The following is a 454-nucleotide window of genomic DNA, read 5'->3' as shown; positions in this document are numbered from 1 at the left end:
GGTGTCCGTGCCCAGCAGCCTGGTGTCGTCGTAGAACTCCACCTTGCTGATCGTGGCGTTGTCCGCGGCGGCGGCGGTGGCCGCCAGCGGCACCGCCTGCCCCTGGGTGTACACGGCGCCCGCGCTCGGGCTGGTCAGCACGGCGATCGGCGGCTGGTGCGCGCCGGTGCAGGGCGTGCCGTTGACGGAGAACGACGTCGGCGCGGTGTTGGAGCCGCTGTAGGAGAACTGCGCGCCGGTCGAGACGGCGGCGCCCGCCGCGACCCGCCCGTTGTGGCCGGCGTTCTTCACGCTGATGTTCTGGCCGGACTGCGACCAGGTGCCGTTCCAGCCGTTGCCCAGCTTCTGGTTGCCGGAGTAGGCGTAGGTCAGCGTCCAGCCGTCGATGACGTCCGTGCCGCGGTTGGTGAGGGTCAGGTCCACCGTGAAACCGGAACCCCAGTCGTTCGTCTTG

General features: G+C 70.5%; 1 protein-coding gene. It reads right to left on the bottom strand.

Features of this window, described 5'->3' with window-relative positions:
* Positions 1 to 454, bottom strand: a 454-nt coding sequence (locus OO68_RS41665) for a cellulose binding domain-containing protein (RefSeq protein WP_033314716.1), incomplete at both ends; no start/stop codon positions are given.

The sequence above is a fragment of the Streptomyces iakyrus genome, from assembly GCF_000717055.1.
GTDB classification, from domain to species: domain Bacteria; phylum Actinomycetota; class Actinomycetes; order Streptomycetales; family Streptomycetaceae; genus Streptomyces; species Streptomyces iakyrus.
This window is presented reverse-complemented; position numbering and strand designations above follow the sequence as displayed.